General features: G+C 64.6%; 22 protein-coding genes, 1 tRNA gene and 1 pseudogene. 11 read left to right on the top strand and 13 right to left on the bottom strand.

Features of this window, described 5'->3' with window-relative positions; genetic code table 11:
* Positions 1–66: 66 nt before the first annotated feature.
* Entirely contained in the window at positions 67–423 is a 357-nt protein-coding gene (locus L6637_RS01615; protein WP_237868847.1) for a hypothetical protein, read from the top strand.
* A 10-nt stretch (positions 424–433) separates the two neighbouring features.
* On the opposite strand, the gene L6637_RS01610 is transcribed toward L6637_RS01615, so the two are convergent.
* Both L6637_RS01610 and L6637_RS01605 read right to left on the bottom strand, forming a co-directional pair.
* Positions 434–838, bottom strand: a complete 405-nt coding sequence (locus L6637_RS01610) for a (R)-mandelonitrile lyase (protein WP_237868845.1) — start codon at positions 836–838, stop codon at positions 434–436.
* Between the two features lie 17 nt (positions 839–855).
* Positions 856–1554 carry a ribonuclease activity regulator RraA gene (locus tag L6637_RS01605; protein WP_237868843.1) on the bottom strand — a complete coding sequence of 233 codons (699 nt, stop codon included), beginning with the start codon at positions 1552–1554 and terminating at the stop codon, positions 856–858.
* Between the two features lie 247 nt (positions 1555–1801).
* On the opposite strand from L6637_RS01605, the gene pxpB reads away from it, so the two are divergent.
* Genes pxpB through L6637_RS01590 form a run of 3 tightly spaced genes read left to right on the top strand, consistent with a single transcriptional unit; the run spans position 1802 to position 4369 of the window.
* Complete coding sequence (gene pxpB / locus L6637_RS01600; RefSeq protein WP_237862314.1) at positions 1802–2533, top strand: 5-oxoprolinase subunit PxpB; 732 nt, start codon at positions 1802–1804, stop codon at positions 2531–2533.
* On the top strand, positions 2530–3567 hold the full coding sequence (locus tag L6637_RS01595) for a 5-oxoprolinase subunit C family protein (protein ID WP_237862313.1): 1038 nt from the start codon (positions 2530–2532) through the stop codon (positions 3565–3567). Before pxpB ends, L6637_RS01595 begins: the two co-directional genes overlap by 4 nt.
* 31 nt (positions 3568–3598) lie before the next feature.
* Positions 3599–4369, top strand: coding sequence for a LamB/YcsF family protein (locus tag L6637_RS01590; protein WP_237868842.1), 771 nt, complete (start codon positions 3599–3601; stop codon positions 4367–4369).
* 435 nt (positions 4370–4804) lie between these two features.
* Here the strand turns inward: L6637_RS01590 and L6637_RS01585 are convergent, their stop codons facing one another.
* The 5 genes from L6637_RS01585 to L6637_RS01565 all read right to left on the bottom strand — a co-directional run bounded on the left by L6637_RS01585 (position 4805) and on the right by L6637_RS01565 (position 11151).
* The gene (locus L6637_RS01585) at positions 4805–6418 is read right to left on the bottom strand and encodes a sulfite reductase subunit alpha (protein ID WP_237868841.1); all 1614 of its coding nucleotides are present in this window, start codon (positions 6416–6418) and stop codon (positions 4805–4807) included.
* Positions 6415–8211: a NirA family protein gene (locus L6637_RS01580; protein ID WP_237862310.1), complete on the bottom strand. Its 1797-nt coding sequence runs from the start codon at positions 8209–8211 to the stop codon at positions 6415–6417. The genes L6637_RS01585 and L6637_RS01580 overlap by 4 nt, the downstream gene beginning before the upstream one ends.
* A gap of 13 nt (positions 8212–8224) precedes the next feature.
* The gene (locus L6637_RS01575; protein WP_237862309.1) at positions 8225–9055 is read right to left on the bottom strand and encodes a formate/nitrite transporter family protein; all 831 of its coding nucleotides are present in this window, start codon (positions 9053–9055) and stop codon (positions 8225–8227) included.
* 345 nt (positions 9056–9400) lie between these two features.
* Positions 9401–10564, bottom strand: coding sequence for a CmpA/NrtA family ABC transporter substrate-binding protein (locus L6637_RS01570; protein WP_237868840.1), 1164 nt, complete (start codon positions 10562–10564; stop codon positions 9401–9403).
* A complete protein-coding gene (locus L6637_RS01565; RefSeq protein ID WP_128951752.1) occupies positions 10561–11151 on the bottom strand; it encodes an ANTAR domain-containing response regulator in 591 nt (196 codons plus the stop codon). Before L6637_RS01565 ends, L6637_RS01570 begins: the two co-directional genes overlap by 4 nt.
* 111 nt (positions 11152–11262) lie before the next feature.
* On the opposite strand from L6637_RS01565, the gene rimO reads away from it, so the two are divergent.
* Complete coding sequence (gene rimO / locus L6637_RS01560) at positions 11263–12588, top strand: 30S ribosomal protein S12 methylthiotransferase RimO (protein WP_237862307.1); 1326 nt, start codon at positions 11263–11265, stop codon at positions 12586–12588.
* 21 nt (positions 12589–12609) lie between these two features.
* Here the strand turns inward: rimO and L6637_RS01555 are convergent, their stop codons facing one another.
* Positions 12610–13872 (bottom strand): methyl-accepting chemotaxis protein, encoded by a 1263-nt coding sequence (locus tag L6637_RS01555; RefSeq protein ID WP_271605882.1) that lies wholly within the window; start codon positions 13870–13872, stop codon positions 12610–12612.
* 82 nt (positions 13873–13954) lie between these two features.
* Positions 13955–14896, bottom strand: a complete 942-nt coding sequence (locus tag L6637_RS01550) for a hypothetical protein (protein WP_237862303.1) — start codon at positions 14894–14896, stop codon at positions 13955–13957.
* Positions 14897–15021: 125 nt separating this feature from the next.
* Between L6637_RS01550 and L6637_RS01545 the strand changes: the two genes are divergently transcribed.
* From L6637_RS01545 to L6637_RS01530, 4 genes and pseudogenes are all read left to right on the top strand, one after another.
* Positions 15022–16170: a tetratricopeptide repeat protein gene (locus L6637_RS01545; RefSeq protein WP_237868839.1), complete on the top strand. Its 1149-nt coding sequence runs from the start codon at positions 15022–15024 to the stop codon at positions 16168–16170.
* A gap of 97 nt (positions 16171–16267) precedes the next feature.
* Positions 16268–16911: pseudogene (locus L6637_RS01540) on the top strand (DUF962 domain-containing protein).
* Between the two features lie 254 nt (positions 16912–17165).
* A complete protein-coding gene (locus L6637_RS01535; protein WP_237862301.1) occupies positions 17166–18362 on the top strand; it encodes an acetylornithine transaminase in 1197 nt (398 codons plus the stop codon).
* 13 nt (positions 18363–18375) lie between these two features.
* Positions 18376–18451, top strand: a tRNA-Arg gene (locus tag L6637_RS01530).
* 1 nt (position 18452) lies between these two features.
* Here L6637_RS01530 and L6637_RS01525 read toward each other — a convergent pair.
* From L6637_RS01525 to pcsA, 3 genes are all read right to left on the bottom strand, one after another.
* Positions 18453–19427, bottom strand: coding sequence for a quinone oxidoreductase family protein (locus tag L6637_RS01525; protein WP_237868838.1), 975 nt, complete (start codon positions 19425–19427; stop codon positions 18453–18455).
* A 75-nt stretch (positions 19428–19502) separates the two neighbouring features.
* On the bottom strand, positions 19503–20231 hold the full coding sequence (locus tag L6637_RS01520; protein ID WP_237862299.1) for a TerC family protein: 729 nt from the start codon (positions 20229–20231) through the stop codon (positions 19503–19505).
* Positions 20228–20953: a phosphatidylcholine synthase gene (gene pcsA / locus L6637_RS01515; protein WP_237862298.1), complete on the bottom strand. Its 726-nt coding sequence runs from the start codon at positions 20951–20953 to the stop codon at positions 20228–20230. Before pcsA ends, L6637_RS01520 begins: the two co-directional genes overlap by 4 nt.
* A 128-nt stretch (positions 20954–21081) precedes the next feature.
* Between pcsA and L6637_RS01510 the strand changes: the two genes are divergently transcribed.
* Positions 21082–22266, top strand: a complete 1185-nt coding sequence (locus tag L6637_RS01510) for a UbiH/UbiF family hydroxylase (protein ID WP_237868836.1) — start codon at positions 21082–21084, stop codon at positions 22264–22266.
* A 12-nt stretch (positions 22267–22278) separates the two neighbouring features.
* On the opposite strand, the gene L6637_RS01505 is transcribed toward L6637_RS01510, so the two are convergent.
* Positions 22279–23232, bottom strand: coding sequence for an AEC family transporter (locus L6637_RS01505; protein WP_237862296.1), 954 nt, complete (start codon positions 23230–23232; stop codon positions 22279–22281).
* A 106-nt stretch (positions 23233–23338) separates the two neighbouring features.
* Between L6637_RS01505 and hspQ the strand changes: the two genes are divergently transcribed.
* Positions 23339–23671, top strand: coding sequence for a heat shock protein HspQ (gene hspQ, locus L6637_RS01500; protein ID WP_018317973.1), 333 nt, complete (start codon positions 23339–23341; stop codon positions 23669–23671).
* Positions 23672–23701: the final 30 nt, after the last annotated feature.

The raw sequence follows: 23701 nt of genomic DNA, 5'->3' as shown, positions 1-23701 counted from the left end.
GCCCTCACATCGCCGGTTCCGTGCCCGTGACACGATCCCCGCATGGTCAATCACAAGGGGCGTGTCATGAACGGATTTCGCAAGGGTCTCTTCGCCACCATTATCGCCATCGCCTTCCCGCTCGCGCAGGCCGATGCCGCGGGCTCGACCTTCGACGGGACATGGAATGTCCGCATCTCGTCGTCGAGCGAAACCTGCGGCAACGGCGCCACTGTCGCGATCGGCATCAGCAACGGCCAGATCGCCTCGAGCAGCACGGCAGTGACGGCGTCAGGGCGCGTCGCCGATGCCGGCAGCATCAACGTCTCCTTGAGCACCGGCATCAAGCACGCGGTCGGCTCCGGCCGGCTCAGCGGCACGTCAGGCTCCGGCACATGGCGCGGGGCCATGTGCTCGGGCACGTGGACGGCGGAGCGGATGTAAGCGGAGCGCTCTAGCCCAGCGCCGCGCCGTATTCGGCGTCGGTGACCGGCTCGAGCCATGTCGAATAGACGCCGTCGAGCGCTTCCTGCATGGCGATATGGCACATGCTGTTACCAGGCGAGGCGCCGTGCCAGTGCACTTCACCTGGCGGGATCCAGACGGTGTCGCCAGGACGGATTTCCTTGACCGGGCCGCCCTTGGTCTGGACGCGGCCGACACCGGAAATCACGTAGAGCGTCTGCCCAAGCGGATGGTGGTGCCAGTTGGTGCGGGCGCCCGGCTCGAACGAGACGCGCGAGACGTTCAGCCGTGCCGGCGCGGGCGCCATGTTGATGGGATCCTGCAACACGGTGCCGGTAAAATTTTCCTTGGGCGCGCGACGGGTCGGCCGCGTGCCTGCTAGCGTGATGTCCATGGTGTCCTCGTTTCCTGTTACTTCTTGCTGGCGGCGTAGCGTGCCTTGGTTTCGGCGTTCATGGGATAAAGGCCCGGCAGCACCGCACCGTTGTTCACCTCGTTGACGATCCAGGCTTCCATCCGCTCCTGCTCGACGCCCTCGGCAAGGACGTGCTCGAGCATTGCCGCCGGGATCAGCACGCAGCCGTCCTGATCGGCGACCACGATGTCGTTCGGGAATACGGCGACGCCGCCGCAGCCGATCGGCTCGCCCCAGCCGACGAAGGTGAGGCCGGCCACGGACGGCGGCGCGGCATAGCCGTCGCACCACACCGGCAGATTGGTCCCGAGCACCCCCTCGACGTCACGCACGACGCCGTCGGTGACGAGCGCGGTGACGCCGCGCTTCATCATGCGCGCGCAGAGGATGTCGCCGAAGATGCCGGCGTCGGTGATGCCCATGGCGTCGACCACGGCGATGCAGCCTTCCGGCATCGCCTCGATCGCGGTGCGGGTCGAGATCGGCGACGACCAAGACTCCGGCGTCGCCAGATCCTCGCGCGCCGGCACGAAGCGCAGCGTGAACGCCGGTCCTACCAGGCGCGGCAGGCCCGGGCGAAGCGGACGCGCGCCGCGCATCCACACATTGCGCAGGCCCTTCTTCAGCAGGACCGTGGTGATGGTGGCAGTGGTGATGCCGGCGAGGGTCTTGCGGGCTTCGGGGGACAGCGACATGGACGAGAACGAGCTCCGAGGTGCAGGAAAGAACGCGCGCATCTTGCGAGCCGGAGGCTCGTCGTCAAGGGCCAAAGCCCTGTCAAGAATGCGACCCTGCCGGGCGGTTATGCGACGCGATAACAAGGCTTTATCGTCACCCCCGGCATTAATTTATTGGACTTGCGGGCGCATTTACGCGAAGCAGGTTGAGGCGGAACTCAAGGTCGAGCCCGCGCATTTCCTCAAGGCCCGAATTCGACATCTCATGGCCGCGACGCTTCCACCGCCCCGCCTTCTGCCCAGTGGCGACAGCGCCGTCACGGTCGAGTTCAGCCGCACCATCGACGACGCCGCCAATGAGCGCGTGCTCGCGCTCGACAAGGCGCTGGCGGCAAGCCCCATCGAGGGCATCTCCGAGACGATCCCGACCTATCGCTCGCTGCTGGTGCATTACGATCCCGGCAAGATCGGTTTTGACGCGCTCGGCGAAAAGCTGCTTGCGCTCGCGACCCAGCCGCTGCCGCCGACCACAAAAGCACGGCGCTGGCGCATTCCCGTCGCCTATGGCGGCGAGCATGGCATCGATCTCGAGGATGTCGCAAAGGCGCTGAGCACCACACCCGACGACATCGTCGCCCGCCACGCCGGCGGCGATTATCGCGTCGCCATGATCGGCTTCACGCCCGGCTGGTCCTATCTCAGCGGCCTCGACAAATCGCTGCACATGTCGCGGCGGCAGTCGCCCCGGCTGTTCACGCCTGCAGGAACGATCTCGATCGGCGGCATCCAGGCGGGCATCCAGTGCCTGGCCGCGCCGAGCGGCTGGCATCTGCTCGGGCGCACGCCTGTGCGAACCTATCAACTCCACCGCAATCCGACCTTCCTCACCGAGCCCGGCGATCGCGTGACGTTTTTTGCGATCGACCACAAGACGTTCGAGGAGCTGGATCGCGCGGCCGAGGCCGGCGAGATCATCGCCGAACGGGTCGACGCATGAGCCGGCTGATCGTCACCAGCATCGGGCCTGCGAGCTCCGTCCAGGACGGCGGCCGCCTCGGCGCGCAGCGCTATGGCCTCACGGTCAGCGGCGCCATGGATCGGCTGACGCTGGCCGCAGCGAATACGCTCGTTGGCAACGAGCCGTTCGCAGCCGCGGTCGAGATCGGCCCGTTCGGTGCCACCTTCACGGCCCGGGACGGCGCCGTGCGCGTCGCCATATCAGGCGCGCCGCGCAACGCCGATATCGCCGGGAAACCGGTGGCTATGGATTCGTCCGTGACGCTGAAGGATGGCGAGACGCTGACACTTGGCTTTGCCCGTGGCGGCGCGTTCACGTATCTGGCGATCGAAGGCGCCATCAAGGGCGAAGAGGTGTTCGGCAGCCTTGCGGTGAACGCCCGCGCCGGGCTCGGCAGCCCCTACCCGCGGCCGCTGCAGGCCGGCGACGAATTCGCGGTCGATGCCGCGAGCGGTGCGCCCGAGTTGCGGATCGAATTGCCCAAGCCCGCGACCGGACCGATCCGCGTCGTGCTGGGCCCGCAGGACGACGAGTTCGACGATGCCAACAAGGCGCTGTTCCTGGGTAGCGAGTGGAAGATCTCGGCGACGTCAGATCGCATGGGCTATCGGCTCGAGGGCCCCGCGATCAAGCATCTGCACGGCCACAACATCGTCTCCGACGGCACGGTCAACGGCAGCATCCAGGTGCCCGGCAACGGCTCGCCGATCGCACTGATGATGGACCGCGGCACCTCTGGCGGCTACCCGAAGATCGCGACCGTGATCACAGCCGATGTCGGCCGTCTCGCGCAGACCTCGGCCGGAACGGCGTTCCGATTCAAGGCCGTCACGATGGCCGAGGCGCAGGACGAGGCACGCAGGTTTCAGCAGCTGATCCGCACCCTGCCCGATCGCCTGCGCTCGTCGGACACCGTCGAGCTCAACATCGAGGCACTCAGCGATGCCAATGTTGCGGGCTATGCGGTGAGCGCCATGGATGCCGGGACCTGGCAGGTCGCGGCAGAGCCGTAAGCGACAACAAGACCAAAGGCGGAGAGCAACCATGAAGACGATCGATCTCAATTGCGACCTCGGCGAAGGTTTTGGCGCGTGGGAGATGGGCAACGACGCCGCCATGATCGAGCTCGCAAGCTCGGTCAATGTCGCCTGCGGCTTCCATGCCGGCGACCCGGACATCATGCGGCGGACGGTGGAGCTGGCGAAGGCGCGCGGCGTCTCGGTCGGCGCGCATCCTGGATATCGCGACCTGCACGGTTTTGGCCGGCATCCGATCGCGGGCCTCAAGTCCTCCGAGATCGAGAACCTCGTCGCCTACCAGATCGGCGCGCTGCAGGCGATCGCGACCGCGGCAGGCCACAAGGTCACGCATGTGAAGGCACATGGCGCGCTCTCCAACGTCGCCTGCGAGGACGACATGACGGCGAAGGCGATCGCGGCCGGAATCAAGGCAGTCGACCCCAGCCTGATCTTCGTGGTGCTCGCCAATTCGAAGCTGGTGAAGGCCGGCGAGGAAGCGAACCTGCCGATGGTGCATGAGGTGTTTGCCGACCGCGCCTATGAGGACGATGGCAACCTCGTCTCGCGCAAGAAGCCCGGCGCGGTGCTGCACGACGCGAAAGCGATCGCCGACCGCGTGGTGCGCATGGTGCAGGACGGTGCGGTGGTGTCGGTCACCGGCAAGGTCATCAAGATGCGCACGGACACGGTGTGTATTCACGGCGATACGCACGGCGCCGTCGAGATCGCGCGGACCTTGCGTCAGGCCTTGAAGGATGCTGGCATCGATGTCGCGCCGTTCAAGCGCGGGTCGTGATCAGAACGGGTGCGCCGACAGCGTGCCGAAGAGAAGCACTGCGATGAGCGCGCACGCGCCGAAGATGCCGATGTGGTGCGCGTTCGCCTTTGCCCTGCGCGAGACCGATCGCGCATAGAGATGAAGCCTGGCTTCCGCCGACAATTCCCGGATGGTCGATTTCCAACGCACCATCCGCCCAGTATGAACGATCCAGCACGACGGCTGTAAGACCATCGTGCAAATAGCGATGGAAGCGCTTCCCTGGCTCGCTTTGCAGGCGAAAATTCTTCGCAGCCGCGGGTTCCAGAAATCTTATTCGCTAAAATCCAAGCCAAATGGAACCGGTTCCGGTTCCACCCGGACCAAACCTTTGAAAACAACCCCATGCACAGTAGAACGCCGCCGCGGGCGCGATTGCGCCACGGCGGCGATTCACGCTGGTCTCCCCGGGCCTTAGTACACGTCAGCCTGGAAACGGCCCTTCTTCTTGAGATCGGCGACAAAGCTGACCGCCTCGTCGGTCGAGCGCGCACCGAACTGGGCGACAATGTCGACCAGCGCGCGCTCAACATCCTTGGCCATGCGCTTTGCATCGCCGCAGATGTAGAGATGCGCGCCCTCGGCGAGCCACGTCCACACTTCGCGGCCGAGCTCGCGCATGCGGTCCTGCACGTAGAACTTCTTCTCGCCGTCGCGCGACCAGGCGAGCGACAGCCGCGTCAGCAGCCCCGAAGTCTTCATCGCGTTGAGCTCGTCGCGATAGAAGAAATCGCAGTCGCTGCGCTGATGGCCGAAGAACAGCCAGTTCTTGCCTTGCGCGCCGGTTGCCTTGCGGTCGAGCAGGAAGGCGCGGAATGGCGCAACCCCGGTGCCGGGACCGATCATGATGACGGGCGTCTTCGGATCCTGCGGCAAGCCGAAACCGTGCGCCTTCTGCACATAGACCTTGAGCTTGTCGCCCTCGGCGATGCGCTCGCCGAGGAAGGTCGAGGCGACGCCGAGACGCTTGCGCTTGCCGATGACGTAGCGAACGGAATCGACCGTCAGCGAAAGCTTTCCGGGCGTCGCATTGTGCGACGATGAGATCGAATAGAGCCGCGGCTGCAGCGGCTCCAGCGCCTCGACGAAGGCCTCCGGATGCGGCCGCGTGCCCGAAAACTTCTGCAGCGCCGCCATCACGTCGAGCGTTGCCGCATCGCCATCGGGATCCTCGCCCTGCGCCAGCGCCCTCGCCTTCTCGCGTTGCGCGCCGCCGGTGATGAACGAAAGCAGTTCGAACAGCTTGTCCGGCGCCGGCGATAGCGAGACGTCCTCGACCAGCGCCTCGCGCAACGTCTTGTTGTTGACCTTGGTGGTGTGGGACGCGCCGAGCAGCGCGATGATCTGGTCGACCAGACCGAGGTCGTTGCGGGCGAACACGCCAAAACTGTCGCCGACGACATAGTCGAGCTTGCTCTCGGAGAGGTCGAACTCGACGTGATAGGTCTCCTTCTCCGAACCGCCCTTGTTGAGCAAGCGCCGCGACAGGAAGGTGGCTTCAGCCGGATTTTCGCGGGCACGGCCAAGCTCGGCCTTCACCTCAGGCGCAGCCGGCGCACTCGCAGCCCTAGCCGCCCCTGCCGCGGGCTTCGCCGCCGGCGCCTTGTCGACCTCCTCGAACAGCTGCTTGAGCATCCGCGCCGTCTCCTTGCCGCCGGGGGCGCAGAGGTTGAGACGCGCTTCGCTCTTGTTCGCGATCGAGTCGGAATAGTCGGCGCAATTGTAGCCGCACTGGCCACAATCCTGTTGCGCCATCGCCGCCATCATGCGGCGGCGGAGCGGACGTCCCTCGGCGAGTTTCATGCGGTCGGCGATCGGCATCGCCGGATCGTGCCAGGGTGCCTCGCCATCGTCGCCATCGCCCTGCGGCGCCAGCAAGGCACCGTTCTCGATCGGCGACAGAGCCGTCGAGCCGTCGAGGCCGAGCATGCCGACGAGAAATCCGTTCAGCCAGAGCCGCTGGCCCTCACTAAACGGTGCATTGGCCGGAATGATCTCGATCTTGGGAGGCACGGACATCTGGGTCATGCTGCTACTTCCGCTTCGGCGAGTTTGCGCAGGGCTTCACCGTCATGGCGACGGGAGAAGGTCAGAAACGTCTCTTCGGGCGAGGTGCGGTTGGCGAGATACGCCTTGAGCAGGCTCTCGACGATCTTCGGCGCATCCTCGGCCTTCAGATCGTGAAACACCTCCTGGCCGATATCGGCGTCGGGGCCGAAGCCGCCGCCAGTAAAGAGGTGGTAGCCCTCGACCTGATCGTCCTCGCTCGCCCCCGGCACCTTGGCCGCGATCAGGCCGATGTCGGAAATGTAGTGCTGCGCGCAGGAGTGATGGCAGCCGGTCAGATGGATGTTGAGCGGCGTGTCGAGATTGATGCGCTCGTCACACCAGTCGCCGATCGCAGCGGCGTGACGCTTGGTGTCGGAGGCCGCGAACTTGCAGCCGGCATTGCCGGTGCAGGCAATCAGGCCGGCCCGGACGTTCGACACTTGCGTGGCAAGGCCAAGTTTCTCGACCGCGGCGGTGGCGAGCGCGACGCTCTCGTCGCGGACGCCCGAGATCAACAGGTTCTGCCAGACCGTCAGGCGGATATCGCCGTCGCCGAGATCCTGCGCGATCTTGGCGAGCCCGCGCATCTGCTCGCAGGTGAGCTTGCCGACCGGCAGCGCCACGCCGAGCCAGTTGAGCCCGGCCTGCTTCTGCTTGTGCACGCCGATATGGGCCATGCGGTCGGACAAGGGACGCGGAAGCAACGCCTCGGCCGGAACGCGCGCGAACGGCTTCTTCAGTTGCTCCTCGACGAGCTTGAGGAAGCCGTCGTGACCCATGCTGTCGAGCACGTATTTCAGCCGCGCCTTGTTGCGGTTGGTGCGGTCGCCGTGCTCGATGAAGATGCGCACGATGGCATCGGCAACAGCGGTCGCGTCTTCGGGGCGCACGACGATGCCGGAATATTTTGCAAAGTCCTTATGGCCGGTGATGCCGCCGAGGCCGAGCTTGAACCAGACACCGGGCTCGACGCCATGGCCGTCCTTCACCTCGACCGCGGTGAAGGCGATGTCGTTGGTTTCCTCCAGCGCGGCGATCTTGCCGGCGCCGTCGAAGGCAACGTTGAACTTGCGTGGCAGGCCGAACAGCGAGCGGTCGTTGAGGATGTGGTAGTGCCACTCGCGCGCGTAAGGACGCGTGTCGAGCAGCTCTTGCGGATCGATGCCGGCCGTCGGCGTGCCCGTGACGTTGCGGATGTTGTCGGCGCCGGCGCCGCGCGAGCACAGGCCGATGTCCTGGACCCCCTCGATCAGCTTGACCGCGTTCTTCGGCTCGATCTCGCGGATCTGGAAGTTGGCGCGGGTGGTGACATGGGTGTAGCCGCCGCCGCAGCTTTCCGCGATGTCGGCGAGGCCCGACATCTGCCAGTGCTTCAAAATGCCGTTGGGAATACGCAGGCGCGCCATATAGGAAGTCTGCGCCGGCGCCACCCAGAAGATGCCGTAATAGCGCCAGCGGAAATTATCCGCCGGCGTCGGATTGGCGTTGTTGCGCGCCTGGTCCTTCAGCCGCTCATAGGCATCGAACGGATGCATCTCGCGCTTGAACTTCTCCTGATCGGCGAGCTTCTTGCCCGCCGCCGTGAGCTTGTCCTGCGCCTTGATCGCCGCAGCGTCCGGCCCCATCGGTTCAGACGGAGCGCCGGCGGCAGGCGCTCCGCCGGCTGCGAAGGCGCGCCCGACACGTCCGACCTGCATGCCGGACATGAAACCTTCGAGATACCGCTTCTGCTCGTCGGAGAAATCGGCCGTGGGTGCTGTATCGAGTTTCATGGACTGAATGAACCTACTCTGCTGCCTGGACCGCGACCTGCGCGACATCGGCCGCGGGCTTGGCGGGCTTGTAAGTCGCGTAGAGCGCAAGGCCGGTGAAGACGAAGCCGCCGACGAGATTGCCAAGCGTCACCGGGATCTGATTCCACAGCCACCAATCGGAAAGGCTGACCTTGGCGCCCAGCAGCATGCCGGTCGGGATGACGAACATGTTGACGACGGCGTGCTCGAAGCCGAGCGCGAAGAACAGGAAGATCGGCAGCCAGGTCGCGGCGATCTTGCCGACCGTGGAGGTCGAGGTCATCGCCATGACGACGCCGAGGCAGACCAGCCAGTTGCAGAGGATTGCCTTGACGAAGACCGAGACCATGCCGGCGGTGCCGATCGCGGCATTGCCGATGGTCTTGGCTTCGGCGACCGCAACGATCTTCGCGGCGACGCCGGCGACCTCGACCTTGCCCATGTTGGTCAACGAGATCGCGATCAGCGCGCCGAAAGCGAGGCTGCCGAGCAAATTCGCGACGAACACCCAGGACCAGTTGGCGATCACCGCGTTCCAGCTCGCCTTGCCTTCGAGGCGCGCGAGCGGAACGATGGCAAAGCTGCCGGTGACAAGCTCGAGGCCGAGCAGCACGATCATCACGAGGCTGACCGGGAAGATCAGTGCGCCGACGAGCGGTTGGCCGGTGGTGAGAGCGCCGGTGAAGGCGAGCGTGGTGGCAGCACCGAGCAGAGCCCCGGAAATCGCTCCGCGGATCAGAATATCCCGCGGGGCAAGCGCCAGCTTCTTCAGGCTGGCATCGACCATCGAAGCCACAACGTCGGAGGGTTTCGCGTAATCCATATCGTAGCTCCAGCTTGCCGCGCTCGGCGGCGTCAACGGGTGAAACGGATGTTGATCGCGGGGAAGCCGGTTGCAGGCACGCGCCTTTGCCGGAACCCGGGGCGATCCGATCAGCCTCGTTGCTGCGGAAATCCACCATGGACTTGGAGCCGCCGGCGCCCACGCCGGGCGGCTGGGATCCTCTATTCAAGGAGTGTGCCAACGCAGCATAAGTTGCAAAACCACATGAAATCAGTGAGTTGCCCTTGTGTGCAGCGCATGAAGTGGATCATGGTTCATGCTGCTTCGGGCAGCAACGGCCCAAAGATTAAGCTTCGAATCGATGTGATTAAGCTTTGAGCAGGCCTATTTGGCCTGCCGTCCGACCTCAAACGAGGCGAGATATCCGCCGAGATCAGTGGGGTCGAAAGCCGGCCCGGCAAAGGCGCTGAAGGGGGCGTTGGGCTGGTCCGCTCCGCTCTGCCCGAGGGCGGCGTCGTAGAGATCCGGCCGGAACACGCCCATGGCGGTCTTCACGGCCTCTGGGCTGAGCGGCGTCTGTCCCCAGCGCACCATCTGCGCGTAGAGCCAGGCGGCCTGGACTGGGTCCGGGCGCCCTGCCCCTTCACGTCCAACCAGGAGATAGCGGCCGCTCTCGCGCATCGCGCCATCGGGCGAAATCTTCAACCGCCCGATAAGCGATCGCTGGATTACCTCGGCATCGACACCGATCCGCTCCGGCTGTGCCAGGATCTGCGCGGCCTGGGCGAGGTTGGCAGGCTCCTCGATGAATTCGGCTGCCTTCACCGCGGCCCGCACCAGCGCCGCGACCACGTCCGGGTTTTTGTCGGCCCAAACCTGCCGCACGGCCAGCACCTTCTCTGCCGCACGCCCGAGAATGTCGGAGACGAAGTGCAGGATATGACCGATGCCGAGATCGACGGCGATCGAGTTCCAGGGAGCGCCGACGCAGAAGGCATCGACATGGCCGCTCTTGAGACTATCGACCATGTAGGGCGGCGGCAGCACGACGAGGCGCACGTCCTCGTCAGGATCGACGCCCGCCGCCGCCATCCAGAATCGCAACTGGTAATTGTGGGTCGAGAACGGAAAGGTCATGCCGAAGGTCAGCGGATCGGCGCCAGCCTTGCGGCGCTTTGCGACGACCTTGGCCAGCGCCTTTGCTGTGACCATCGGATCGAAGCGGTCGCCATCGATCACTTCCATCAGCGCGGAGTGCAGTGCCGGCGACACCGTGATCGCGTTGCCGTTGATGCCGAGATTGAAGGGGGCCGCGATCGGCACCTTGACGTGGCCGAGCCCGAGCGAAGACGCGATTGCGACAGGCGCGAGCAGATGCGCTGCGTCGAACAGGCCGATGTTCAGCTTGTCGCGGACGTTCGACCAGGAGACCTCGCGCACCAGCTCGACCTCGAGCCCTTCGGCGGCCGTAAAGCCCTTGTCGACGGCGACGATCAGCGCGGCGGCATCGACCAGCGGGATGAATCCGATGCGAAGGGGTGCGGTCATTTCAGCATCTCCGACGCGGTGATGATCGACTGGGCGATCTCGCCGATTTTCTTCTTCTCGCGCATGGCGGTGGAGCGCAGCAGCACGTAGGCCTCGTCCTCGGTGAGGCCCTTCACCTTCATCAGGATGCCCTTGGCCTTCTCGATGATCTTGCGGTCCTCGAGCTGCGACTTGGTCCGCTCCAGCTCCTCCTGGAGTTTTGCGAAGGCGTTGAAGCGCGACACGCAGAGGTCGAGGATCGGCTTGATGCGCTCCTTCTTCAGCCCGTCGACAATGTAGGCGGACACCCCCGCCTCCACGGATGCCTGGATCGAGGCGGAGTCGCTCTGATCGACGAACATGGCAATCGGTCGCTTCACCGCACGGCTGACCTGGAACATCGCCTCCAGCACGTCGCGGCTGGGGTTTTCGAGATCGATCAGAATGATATCGGGGTCCACCGCATAAATACGGGCCAGCAGGCTCTGCATCTCGCGGATATGGACCACTTGCGTGAACCCGGCCTCCCGCAAGCCCTCCTCGAGGATCGCGGCCCTGACCGGGCTTTCGTCGACGATCACGATTTTGGGCGACTGTTCGGCGCTCATGGCTCACTCACGGCAGGCGATTCATCCATAGCATGCCGGAGCGTCATGCAAAGGGTTGTAATTATGGGCAATTGGGACTAGCTCAAGCCCGTCAATCAGGCAGATTTGGATATGGATCAGACGGCTGCGCCCAAGGTCAGCTTCGTGTCACTCGGGTGTCCCAAGGCATTGGTGGATTCCGAGCGCATCATCACGCGCCTGCGCGCGGAGGGCTACGAGCTCGCCCGCAAGCATGACGGGGCCGACATCGTCATCGTTAACACTTGTGGCTTCCTCGACAGCGCCAAGCAGGAATCGCTCTCGGCGATCGGCGAGGCCATGGCCGAGAACGGCAAGGTCATCGTGACGGGCTGCATGGGCGCCGAGCCCGAGCAGATCGAACAGGCCTATCCCGGCGTGCTCTCCATCACCGGCCCGCAGCAGTACGAGAGCGTGCTCGATGCCGTGCACCGCGCGCTGCCGCCGGCGCACAATCCGCATCTCGATCTGGTGCCACCGCAAGGCATCAAGCTGACGCCGCGCCACTACGCCTATTTGAAGATTTCCGAGGGCTGCAACAACCGCTGCACGTTCTGCATCATCCCGAAGCTGCGCGGCGATCTGGTCTCGCGTCCGGCCAATGATGTGCTGCGCGAGGCCGAGCGCCTGGTCGGCGCCGGCGTCAGGGAGCTACTGGTGATCTCGCAGGACACCTCGGCCTATGGCGTCGATCTCAAATATGCCGAGAGCCCGTGGAAGGACCGCCAGGTCCGCGCCAAGTTCCTCGACCTCGCGCGCGAGCTCGGCGAGCTCGGGGCCTGGGTCCGCCTGCAATATGTCTACCCTTACCCGCATGTCGACGAGGTCATCGCGCTGATGAACGAGGGCAAGGTGCTGCCCTATCTCGACATCCCGTTCCAGCATGCAAGCCCCGAAGTGCTGAAGGCGATGAAGCGCCCGGCGGCGCAGGACAAGACGCTGGCGCGGATCAAGCGCTGGCGCGAGGAATGCCCTGACCTTGCGCTGCGCTCGACCTTCATCGTCGGCTTCCCCGGCGAGACCGATGCCGACTTCGCCTATCTGCTCGACTGGCTCGATGAAGCCGAAATCGATCGCCTCGGCTGCTTCAAATACGAGCCGGTTGCGGGCGCGACCTCGAATGCCATCGCCAATCCCGTGCCGGAAGAAGTCAAGCAGGAGCGCTACAACGCGCTGATGGCGCGCCAGCAGAAGATCTCGGCGCGCCGGCTGAAGCGCAAGGTCGGCACGCGCCAGCAGATCATCATCGACGAGGTCGGGCCGACGGTCGCGAAGGGTCGCTCCAAAGCCGATGCGCCGGAGATCGACGGTGCGGTGTATCTGTCGAGCCGCCGTCCCTTGCGTGTCGGCGAGATCGTCACCGCGAAGATCGAGCGCGCGGATCAATACGATCTGCACGGCAGCGTCGCGGGGTTTTGACGATCAACCGAGCGCCGTGGGCTATGCGGCGCGCACGGCCTTAAGGAAACCGGACACCTTGTCGCGCAACGCATCGGCATGGCGCGACAACTGGCCCGCCGCGCCATGCATGTTAATGGCGGATGCGCCAGCGGCGTCGATCGTCTGCGTCACGGCATTGATGTTGCTGGCGACTTCGCTGGTCCCCGTAGCGGCCTGACTGACCGAACGCGCGATCTCCTGGGTCGCCTGTCCTTGCTGCTCGACGGCAACGGCAATCGTCTTGGCAATGTCGCTGATCTGTCCGATCGTCGTGCCGACCCCCTGGATCGCGGCAACGGTATCGTCGGTCGCCCGCTGCATGGCACTGATGTGAGCGCTGATCTCCTCGGTGGCCTTGGCAGTCTGGCTGGAGAGGCTTTTGACTTCGGCGGCAACGACGGCGAAACCGCGACCGGCATCGCCAGCTCGCGCCGCCTCGATCGTAGCGTTCAGGGCCAGAAGATTAGTCTGGCTCGCAATCGCATTGATCATTTCGGTGACCGCACCGATCCTGGCTGCGGCCTCCGACAGGCTCCTCACGAGATCATTGGTGCGCGCGGATGCCTGCACCGCCTCGCCGGCAATGCTTGAGGAAGTCGCGACCTGACGGTTGATCTCGGCAACGGAGCTCGACAGCTCTTCGGTCGCGCCCGCGACCGACTGGACGTTGGCAGATGCTTCGGACGAGGCGGCAGCGACGGTCGAGACGCGCTGCGCGGCGTTCTCGGCGGTCGAGCTGAGCGAGCCGGCCGTCGCCTCCACGTCCTTGGCAGCCGACGACACGGCGTTGGCAATGGAGCCGATGGTTTCCTCGAATTCGCCGGCAAGTTTGGCGATGGCGCGCTTCTTCTCTTCCCGCGCGGCAATCAGCTCCGATAAATCACGCCGAAAGCTGATGACGACGGGCTGGCCATCGATCTCCGCGGGAACAAGTGTGACCTGCACCGGGACCATCTGCCCATCCGCTCGGCGCGTGATCCATTCGAAGCGGGCGTGCCCCTCCTTCATCGCCCGCGCGAGTGTCTCCTTGACGCAGTCCGACGAGCGACGGCCGTCTGCTTGGAATTCAGGGGCCATATCGGCCGGTGACCGGGACAGCAGATCAGCCTTGCTACGATAACCGCCAAACCTGACCGCCGCCTCGTTACAGGCGATGATCTTGGGTCCCGCCAGCACCATGACCGCATCAACCGAATGTTCGAAGACTGCTTGCCCGACCTGACCATTGCGGTCCTGGCTTGTCCGTCGCCCGAAGAATCTCATCCGCTCCCCCCATCCCGAAGCGGTCCAGTGACTAGCAAGGAAACATTAACCAAACACTTAAGGGGTGCCTGCCGGGGCGCGATCAGCCCGCAGCAAGCCATTTCGGCACCCAGCGCTCGGGACGCGGGGCGCGGGCGAGATCGGCCTTGGCCTCAGTGAGCAGCGCCGGCTCGCCGTTGATGGTCGGGCGCACATCGTATTCGAAATTCGGCATGACGCGGCCGTCGGCGTAGAGGCCGAATTTCATCGCGTACCACAGTCCGAGCTCGGGCTGGGCGCGGCGCATCTCCTCGCGCAGGTCGCGCAGCAGGGATTCGATCGAGGCAGCTTCCTCGAAGGGCTGCGGCCCGCGCGATAGCACGCGCGCCTCGTATTGCTTGCCTGATATAGCAACCTCGAAATGAGTCTTGTCCCAGGCCTTCTTGCCCCTGGGCAGATGCGCGGCCAGCCGCCAGCCGAGCTCGGCCATCAGGCGGTGATTGGCCCAATATTCCTCGCGGTCCCGGCTCCACTTCTCGACGAAGCCGCGGAAGTCGGGCAGCTCCCCGTCCTCACAGGCGACAGGTTCGCCGGCCGGGCGTCGCGCAAGCCATTGCGCAAGCTCGACGGTCTGCGGCTCGACCTCGTCATGCGGCCGCAGATCGTGCCAGGCCTTGTCGAATTGCAGAGAGGTCAGTTTCGCCAGCAATGCGTCGAGGGATGGCGCAAGCAACTCGTAATCGCCCTCCGAGCCCAGTCCCACGATCGGGGGGGCGTCACGGTCGAGACCAGCGCCATACCAGCCGCCGACGGCCGAACCGTCAGGCAGTCGCATGAACAGCGCGAAGCGGTCGCGCAAGGGGCTGCCATCGAAGATCGGGGCCTGATCGGAGAACTGGCCTTGCAGGGAGAAGCAGCCGACGCTGCCCCAGGGGCGACCGTTCAGCCAGCCGGCAAAATCCAGCAGCAGGGGCGGCGCCTCGATGCCCGGCGGAAACGCGCCGCGAATGCTGTCGAGGTCAATCGGATAAGGCGTGTCGGACAAGGCTAAAAACTATCTTGATGGTCCCGTCCCCATTGGTCTGTCCCGGCTGAGGTCCGGTTCGAACCAATTCGCGTTTCGAGATCACAAACGCGCTAGAGGCTCATAGGTTTCTGCGCAGCAAACAAATGACACGCAATCACAAGATCGATATCCGGCCGGCGCTGCGCGCGCTCGCGGCCACATTGACCCTGCTCACGTTTCCGGCCGCCGCGCAATCCCCGTCGGCGGCGCAGGCGCGGCAATGGTGCTTCGGTTCCGACAAGGTCAGTGACGACCAGCGGCTCGCCGGTTGCTCGGTCGTGCTGAAGGCCAATCCGTCGAATGCGGTCGCGCTCGCCAATCGCGGCGAGATGTTTCGGCGCAAGGGCGAGACCGAGCGTGCCTTGGCCGATCTCAACCGCTCGATCGATCTCGACGAGACTGATGCTGCCGCGTGGTTCAATCGCGGCATCGTCCATGACGATCTCGGCGACCGCGACCGTGCCATCATGGACTACACGCGCGCTATCCGGCTCGTTCCCGACGACGCGTGGTACTACAACAACCGGGGCAATTCCTACATCGGCAAAGACGACTATGAGCATGCGCTCACCGACTACAACAAGGCGATCAAGCTCGATCCGAAATTCGCGCTCGCCTTCTACAACCGGGGCACGGCCTATCGCGAACATGGCGAGGCCGAACGTGCGCTGGCGGATCTCGATCTGTCGATCAAGCTCGATCCGACCTATGGCCCGGCCTATGGCAACCGTGCGCGCATCTTCCGCGATCGCGGCGATCGCGATCGCGCGCTGGCCGATTTCGCCAAGTCGATCGAGCTCAACCCCAACAACGACCGCGATTTCTATGCGCGCGCGAACATGTATTTCGACGCGCATGATTATGCGCTGGCGCTCACGGATTACGATCGCGCGCTCGCGGCCAATGCGAGCTACGCCGGCGTGTTCAATTCGCGCTGCATGACGCGCGCGATCCTCGGCCGCCTGCAGGACGCGCTGGCCGATTGCGAGCAGTCGCTGCGGATGCGGCCGAACGATCCCTACACGCTGGATAGCCGCGCCCTCACCTATTTGAAGCTCGGCAATCTCGACGCGGCAATCGCCGACTACGACACCGCCCTGGGCGCAAAGCCGAAGCTCGACTCGTCGCTCTACGGCCGCGGGCTTGCGAAGCGAAAGAAGGGCGATGGTGAAGGCGCCGAGCGCGACATCGCGGCGGCGAAGGCGATCAATGCCGCCATCGCCGACGAGTTCGCACATTACGGCGTGGAGTAATCCTCCCGCGCGCCAATGTGACACTATATTGCATTCACGCAGAGGTCACGGACTCGTCCTAATCCTCGCGCGCTTTCAACGCGAGCGAGGATTATTGATGAGCCGTCTCCCGGACATGCTGCGCACGCAGCGCTTCGACGATTACCGCTTCTACCACCAGAGCACTGTCAACCAGACGCTGCACCTCATCAGCGCGATCATCTTCCTCGCCTGCTACGCGTTGCTGTTCAGGGATCCCGCGCTCGCCGGTTTAGTCGGCTGGCTCGCGATGCTGACGCGCCAGGGCCGGGCACTTCTTCTTCGAGCCGAATGGCTACGACGCGGTCAATGACGTCAGCAACGAATATAAGGAAGCGGTGAAGGTCGGCTACAACCAGACGCGCAAGATCATCCTTTTGCTGGTCTGGGGCAGCGCGCCGACTGCACTGTACGCGTATCCGACGCTGTTCGGCCTGTTTGCTCCGCCGGTCGATCGCCTCGACTTCGTCCGCCACGTCGGTGTGCTCTGGCTTGCGATCGGCGTCGGTGGCGGGCTGGCGCGCATGCTGCAGCTGTTCGCCGCGCGCGGCGTCACGACCGGACTGGTGTGGAGCTTCAAGGTGCTGACGGATCCCTTCCACAACATCGCGCTGTACTGGAATTCGCCGCTCAGGCTGATGCGCGGCGAGCTGATCGACAGCGCGATCGCGGATGCCGACTGGGGGGGACGAGAAAGCCGAGGAAGCCGCGCATCTGACCTGAGCGAGCGGATGGCTCGCAAACGACCGGCTTGACAAGCCCTGCCCTTCGGCTGTACGGACGCGCCCCATGATCAACTCTCGGACCAACCGCCGCGCAGCTTTCCGTCGTCGCACCAGCGACGATGATGGGTTGCGCCATGTCCGACGACGCCGCTGAACCAGTAATTCAGCAAAGTTTTCGAGAAGGCCGCACCCGCAAAGTGCGGCCTTCTTGCTTTTCGCGTCCTTTTTCACCCGCCTCCAGAGGAGTTCGACATGACCACCGCCACCCATCCGTATGACGCGCTGATGGACATCACTGCACGGCCGAAAGCCGTGTTCGTCCGCGGCGCCGGCTCATACCTCTGGGACGACAGCCGCAAGCGCTATCTTGATTTCGTGCAGGGCTGGGCCGTGAACTGCCTTGGCCATTCCCCGTCCGTCATCGCGGATGCGCTCGCCGCGCAGGCGAAGCGGCTGCTGACGCCGAGCCCGGCCTTCTACAACGAGCCGAGCCTCAAGCTTGCAAAGGCGCTGGTCGAGAAAAGCGCGTTCGACCAGGTGTTCTTTGCCAATTCCGGCGCGGAGGCCAATGAGGGCGCGATCAAGCTCGCGCGCAAATATGGCAGCCTGCACAAGGGCGGCGCGTTCGAGATCATCAGCTTCGAAGGCGGCTTCCACGGACGGACGCTGGCGACGATGTCGGCCTCGGGCAAGAAGGCGTTCGAGCCGCTGTTCGAACCGAAGGTTGCCGGCTTCAAGAAAGCCAAGCTGAACGACATTGCCTCGGTCGAAAGGCTGATCAACGACAACACCGTCGCGGTGATGCTCGAGCCGATCCAGGGCGAATCAGGCGTGTGGCCTGCGACCGACCAGTTCCTGCGCGAGCTGCGGGCGCTGACCGAGGCCCACGGCCTGCTGCTCATTTTCGATGAGATCCAGACCGGCATGGGCCGGACCGGAAAGCTGTTCCACTATGAGCACGCCGGCATCGCGCCTGACATCATGACGCTCGGCAAGGGCATCGGCGGCGGCGTGCCGCTCGCGGCGCTGCTCGCGACCGAACGCGCCTCCTGCTTCGAGCACGGCGACCAGGGCGGCACGTTCAACGGCAACCCTGTGATGTGCGCGGCCGGGCTCGCTGTGCTCGCTGAGGTCGGTAAGCCGGAGTTCCTGAAGCAGGTCACCGAGACCGGCCTGCTGCTCGAAAGCGAGCTGCAAAAGGTCTCGGCGCGGCATGGCCTCGGCGGCGTGCGCGGTCGCGGGTTGTTGCTCGCGCTCGACCTCAAGCTGCCGATCGCGTCCGGGATCGTCGCGCAGGCGTTCGAGGCCGGCGTATTGCTCAACGCGCCGCAGCTCGACAGCCTGCGCTTCATGCCGGCGCTGAACGTCACGAAGGCAGAGATCGCCGAGATGATTGGCTGTCTCGACGACATCCTGACCAAGGCCGGCGCGGCAAGACGCGTGGCGTAAACCGAGGTGGCAGGGTTCCGTAGCTCAAGGGATAGAGCACCGCGTTGCGGACGCGGAGGTTCGAGGTTCGAGTCCTCGCGGGACCGCCATCTACGGCTTCAGGATCGACGCACCCGTCGTCTTGCGGCTTTCGAGATCGATATGCGCCTTCGCCGCGTCCTTGAGCGCATAGGCGTGGTTGATCGGCACGTGCAGCTTGCCGTTGATGACGGCGGAGAACAGCGTATCGGCGCCTTCCAGCAGCTCCTTGCGCGTGCCGATATAGTCGTTGAGCTTCGGCCGGGTCGCAAACAGCGAGCCGTGATTGTTCAGCTCGGCGATCGAGAACGGCGGCACCGGGCCTGAGGCGTTGCCGAAGGAGACGAACATGCCGCGCGGCTTCAGGCACGACAGCGAGCCCGGAAAGGTCGATTTGCCGACGCCGTCATAGACAACGTCGCAGCCCTCGTTGCGGCTGATCTGTTTGACGCGCGCGACGAAGTCTTCCTCGTTGTAGAGGATGACGTGGTCGCAGCCATTGGCCTCCGCGAGCTCGGCCTTCTCGCGCGTGCCGACCGTGCCGATGACGTGGGCGCCGAGCGCGCTCGCCCATTGGCAGGCCAAGAGGCCGATGCCGCCGGCGGCGGCATGGATCAGCACGCGATGATGCGGTTCGACCTTGAACGTCTTGTGCAGGAGATACCAGACGGTCAGGCCCTTGAGCATCAGCACGGCGCCCTGCTCGTGGGTGATGTGATCGGGCAGCTTGACCAGCTTCTCCCAGGGGATGTTGCGCTCGCTCGTGTACGCGCCAAGATTATGGTAGTAGGCGACGCGGTCGCCAGGATGAAAATTCGTCACGCCCGGCCCGACGGCGACCACCTCGCCCGAGGCCTCATTGCCGGCGATGAAGGGCAGTCCCGGCGCCTTGTAGAGGCCGGTGCGGTAATAGACGTCGATGAAGTTCAGGCCGACCGCGTGCTGGCGGATGCGCACCTCGCCGGGTCCGGGCGCCGGCAGGTCGACGCTTTCATAGACCAGCGCGTCGGGGCCTCCGACCTTGTGCACACGGACCGCTTTGGTCATCACCTGACCTCCTCTTCGCATCAGCCAGCGAAAGACATCGCGCCCGCCTTGTCAACTCGCCCCAGATTGGAACGGTTACGGCTTGCCGACCTTCCTGCGGTTGCGCTTGGCCAGCACGTTGAAGAATTCCACCGCCGCCGAGAACGCAATTGCGAAATAGATGTAACCGCGGGGAATGTGGAATTTGAATCCGTCCGCAACTAGGGCAACGCCGATCAGCACCAGAAATGCCAGGGCCAGCATTTTGGTGGTCGGATGTTCCGCGACGAATCGCGCCACGGGTCCTGAGGAAATGTACATGATCAGGCAGGCGATCACGACGGCCGCAATCATGATCTCGAGGTCCTGGGCCATGCCGATTGCGGTGATGATCGAGTCCAGCGAGAACACGATGTCGATGACGACGATCTGGAGGATCACCCAGAAGAAGGCGCTGCGAGCGGACTTGCCCTCGCCTTCCTCGTCGTCGGCGTCGACTTCGGCATGGATCTCGTGCGTCGCCTTCGCGATCAGGAACAGGCCGCCGCCGATCAGGATCAGATCGCGCCAGGAGAAATCATAATCTGAGAACGAGAACACCGGCGCGGTCAGGCCGATCAGCCAGACCAGCACGCTGAGCAGGATGATGCGGAAGACCAGAGCCAGCGCCAGCCCGATCTGCCGGGCGCGATGGGCCAGCGGCTCGGGGATGCGCGAGACGATCACCGACAGGAAGATCACGTTGTCGATGCCGAGCACGATCTCGAGTGAGGTCAGGGTGAGCAGCGCCGCCCAGGCCTCGGGGCTGGTCAACAAATGCATCATCCGAACGATCTCACAAGGCGGATCAATGCATCACTGAATGCGATCCAGAACGCGATCGCGCAGAGCGCAACCGTTAGGCCGGTGCCGACGCGAAAATCCATCTCCAGCGCGTAGAAGCCGAGTACGCCCCACAGCACGATTAGCGACATCGTCAGCCAGCGCAGCCGCACGACGCGGACAGGGTGCAGCACGTGGAACGGCACGAAGGTCAGCACCACTAGCGCCGCCACCAGCAGCGTCGACGACAGCGGCGGCCAGTGCAGCAGGAACAGATAGAACGCCGCCGCGTTCCACAGCGCCGGAAAGCCGCGAAAATGATTGTCGTCCGCCTTCATGCGCAGATCGGCGAAATAGAGCGCGCTGGTGACGATGATGGCGATGCCGAGCAAGGGCGCCGCCACCGGCAGCAGCATGCCGCTCGCCACGATCGCATAGGCGGGCACGAACACATAGGTGACGAAGTCGACCACGAGGTCGAGCACGTCGCCGGACCAGTTCGGCTGCACGTTCTTGACGTCGAGCAGGCGCGCGATCGGCCCGTCGATGGCGTCGATGATGAGGGCGACGCCCAGCCAGCCGAACATCGCCGCCCAATGCTCGCGCACGGCCTCCAGCATCGCGAGCAGCGCGATCGCCGCGCCGAAGGCGGTGAAGATGTGCACCGAAAACGCCGCGGCACGGACCACGGGCGTCGGCTTGAGGGAATCCCCTTGGCTATCCATGGCCTCTGCTACCAGAACGGGACCGGTTTGCACATCCGCCACCGCGGCGTTGCGCCGCGCAATCGGTCATAAAATCAGGCAAAATAGGTGGGCTTGAATTTGCCGCAGGGCGTGTCAAATGTCGTTCCATGACAGACGCATCGACACATTTTGACGCAAGCGTCATCGGCGGTGGACCGGCAGGCCTTGCCGCGGCAATTGCCTTGGCGCAGCGAGGGGCGCGGACCGCGCTGGTCGCGCGACGCCTGCCCTATGCAGATAACAGGACCACCGCGCTGCTGGGTGCCTCCGTCGATCTCCTGGAGAGCCTCGAGGTCTGGTCGCGCTGCAAGGACAAGGCGGCCAGCCTTGAGGTGATGCGTCTCGTCGACGACACCAACAGGCTGTTCCGCGCGCCCGAGGTCCGATTCTCCTGCCACGAGATCGCGCTCGATGCGTTCGGTTACAATATCGACAACCGCTCGCTGATGCTGGCGCTGGAAGCGCGTGCGGCCGAGTTTCCGAACCTCGTGCGTTTCGACGACGAGGCCGAAAACGTCGTCATCGAAGCCGATGACGTCGCGATGCGCACGGCCGCCGGACAGTTTCTGACAGCCCGGCTCGTGGTCGGCGCCGACGGTCGGCATTCGCTGTGCCGGGAGGCCGCCGGCATTGCGGTGACGCGGCGCGACCTGACGCAGACCGCCCTGACCTTCAACGTCGCTCATGCCCGCCCGCACCGTAACGTCTCGACCGAGTTCCACACGCCGCATGGCCCTTGCGTGTTCGTGCCCCTGCCCGGCAACCGCTCCAGCGTGGTCTGGGTCTCGGCACCCGCCGAGGCCGAGCGGCTTCGCGGCCTCAGCGACGAAGATCTCTCCGTCGCGATCGAGAAGCAGTCGCATTCCATCCTCGGCCGCATGACGGTCGAGCCCGGCCGCAATGTGTTTCCGCTGGCGATTGAGCGGCCGCAATCCTTCGCGCGCGACCGCGTTGCGCTGGTCGGCGAAGCCGCCCATGTGGTTCCCCCGATCGGTGCCCAGGGTCTCAATCTCGGCCTGCGAGATGCGGCCGACATCGCCCGGCTCTCCGGCGAGGCCATCGCATCGGGAAAGGACCCTGGCGCGGATGAGGTGCTCAGGCGTTACGACCGGGCGCGGCGCCCGGACATTCTGAGCAGGACCTTTGCGATCGACATCGCCAATCGTTCGCTACTCAACGATTTCCTGCCGCTCCAACCGATCCGCGCCGTCGGCATGCACCTGTTAGGCGCCATCGGCCCGCTCAGGCGCTTTGCCATGCGCGAGGGACTGACGCCGACCTGGCGCAAATAGCGCAAGCGGCCTTTACGGAAACGCGAGCCGGCCGGTCTGCAGCAGCCACATCACGCTGGTCAGCGTGACCACCGACGCGAACGTGCCGAGCAGCACGGCGACGGAGGCGGGTTCGATCCAGGCATCGTTCTGCCGGGCGATCACGAACACATTCAGCGCCGGCGGCAGCGAGGCCATCAGAATCGCTGTGGCGGCCCAGGGCTGCGCGAACGGGCCGAACGCCAGCATCAGGCCGAACGCTGCGAGCGGATGGATCAGCAGCTTGACCGCGATCACGCCGGGCACTTCCCAGGGCACGCGATCGAACGGGCGAAGCGCAACGGTCACACCGAGCACGAACAACGCGGTCGGCGCGGCCGCGTTCTGGAGGAAGGTAATGGTGCGGTCGAGCGCGACCGGCAGCTCGATATGCAGCGCGGCAACGGCTGCGCCAAAACAGGCCGACATGATCAGCGGGTTGAGCACGATCTGTTTCAGCACCACGCCGAAGGCGTGCACGATCGAGGGATGGTCGCGGTCTGACAGCTCGATCAGCAGCGGCACGATCGTGAACAGGAAGATGCTGTCGCAACAGAAGATGAGCGCGGTCGGCGCCGCCGCCTTTGACCCGAGCACGGCAAGCGCCAGCCCCGGCCCCATGTAGCCGATATTGCCGTAACCGCCGGAGAGGCCGGCGAGCGTCGCCTCACGCAGCGTCAGCTTCCCGAGCGCCTTGCCGACCACCAGCGCGATGGTGAACGCCGCCATTGTCGACAGCGTGGTCGCCACCAGGAATGGCGGGTTGTTCAGCTCCGAGAATGGCGTCTTCGACATGATCGCAAACAGCAGCGCCGGCAACGACACGTAGAGCAGGAAGAAGTTCATCCAGGCGAGCCCCGATTCCGGCAAGGACTTGACCTTACCGCAAGCGAAACCGACGAAGATCAAGCCGAAATATGGTAGCGCCAGATTGAGGATATCGGCCATTGATGAAGTGTTTTCTGAAGGCTTAGGGGTTATCCGCCCCTTAACGGCAGGTTAATTCCAGATCAGGCCACTAGCATCGGCCACAATCCTGGTCTATCGACGAAGGATGATTAAAGCGCGGACAGCCAAATTCCAGATCGGACAGGTCGTGCGCCACCGGATCTTCTCGTTCCGGGGGGTGATCTTCGACATCGATCCGGAATTCAACAACACCGAGGAGTGGTGGCTGTCGATCCCCGAAGAGGTCCGGCCCCACAAGGATCAGCCGTTCTACCATCTGCTCGCGGAGAACGCGGAGTCCGAGTACGTCGCCTATGTCTCCGAGCAGAACCTGCTGCCCGACGAGTCCGGCGAGCCGATCCGGCATTCCCAGGTGGCCGAGATCTTCATCAAGAACAAGGATGGCGGCTACCGCCCGCGCAATCCGTCGCTGAACTAAGCCGTTCGTCGACCTGAGCTTCACCGCCAT

Source organism: Bradyrhizobium zhengyangense, assembly GCF_022012435.1.
Taxonomy (GTDB): domain Bacteria; phylum Pseudomonadota; class Alphaproteobacteria; order Rhizobiales; family Xanthobacteraceae; genus Bradyrhizobium; species Bradyrhizobium zhengyangense.
This window is presented reverse-complemented; position numbering and strand designations above follow the sequence as displayed.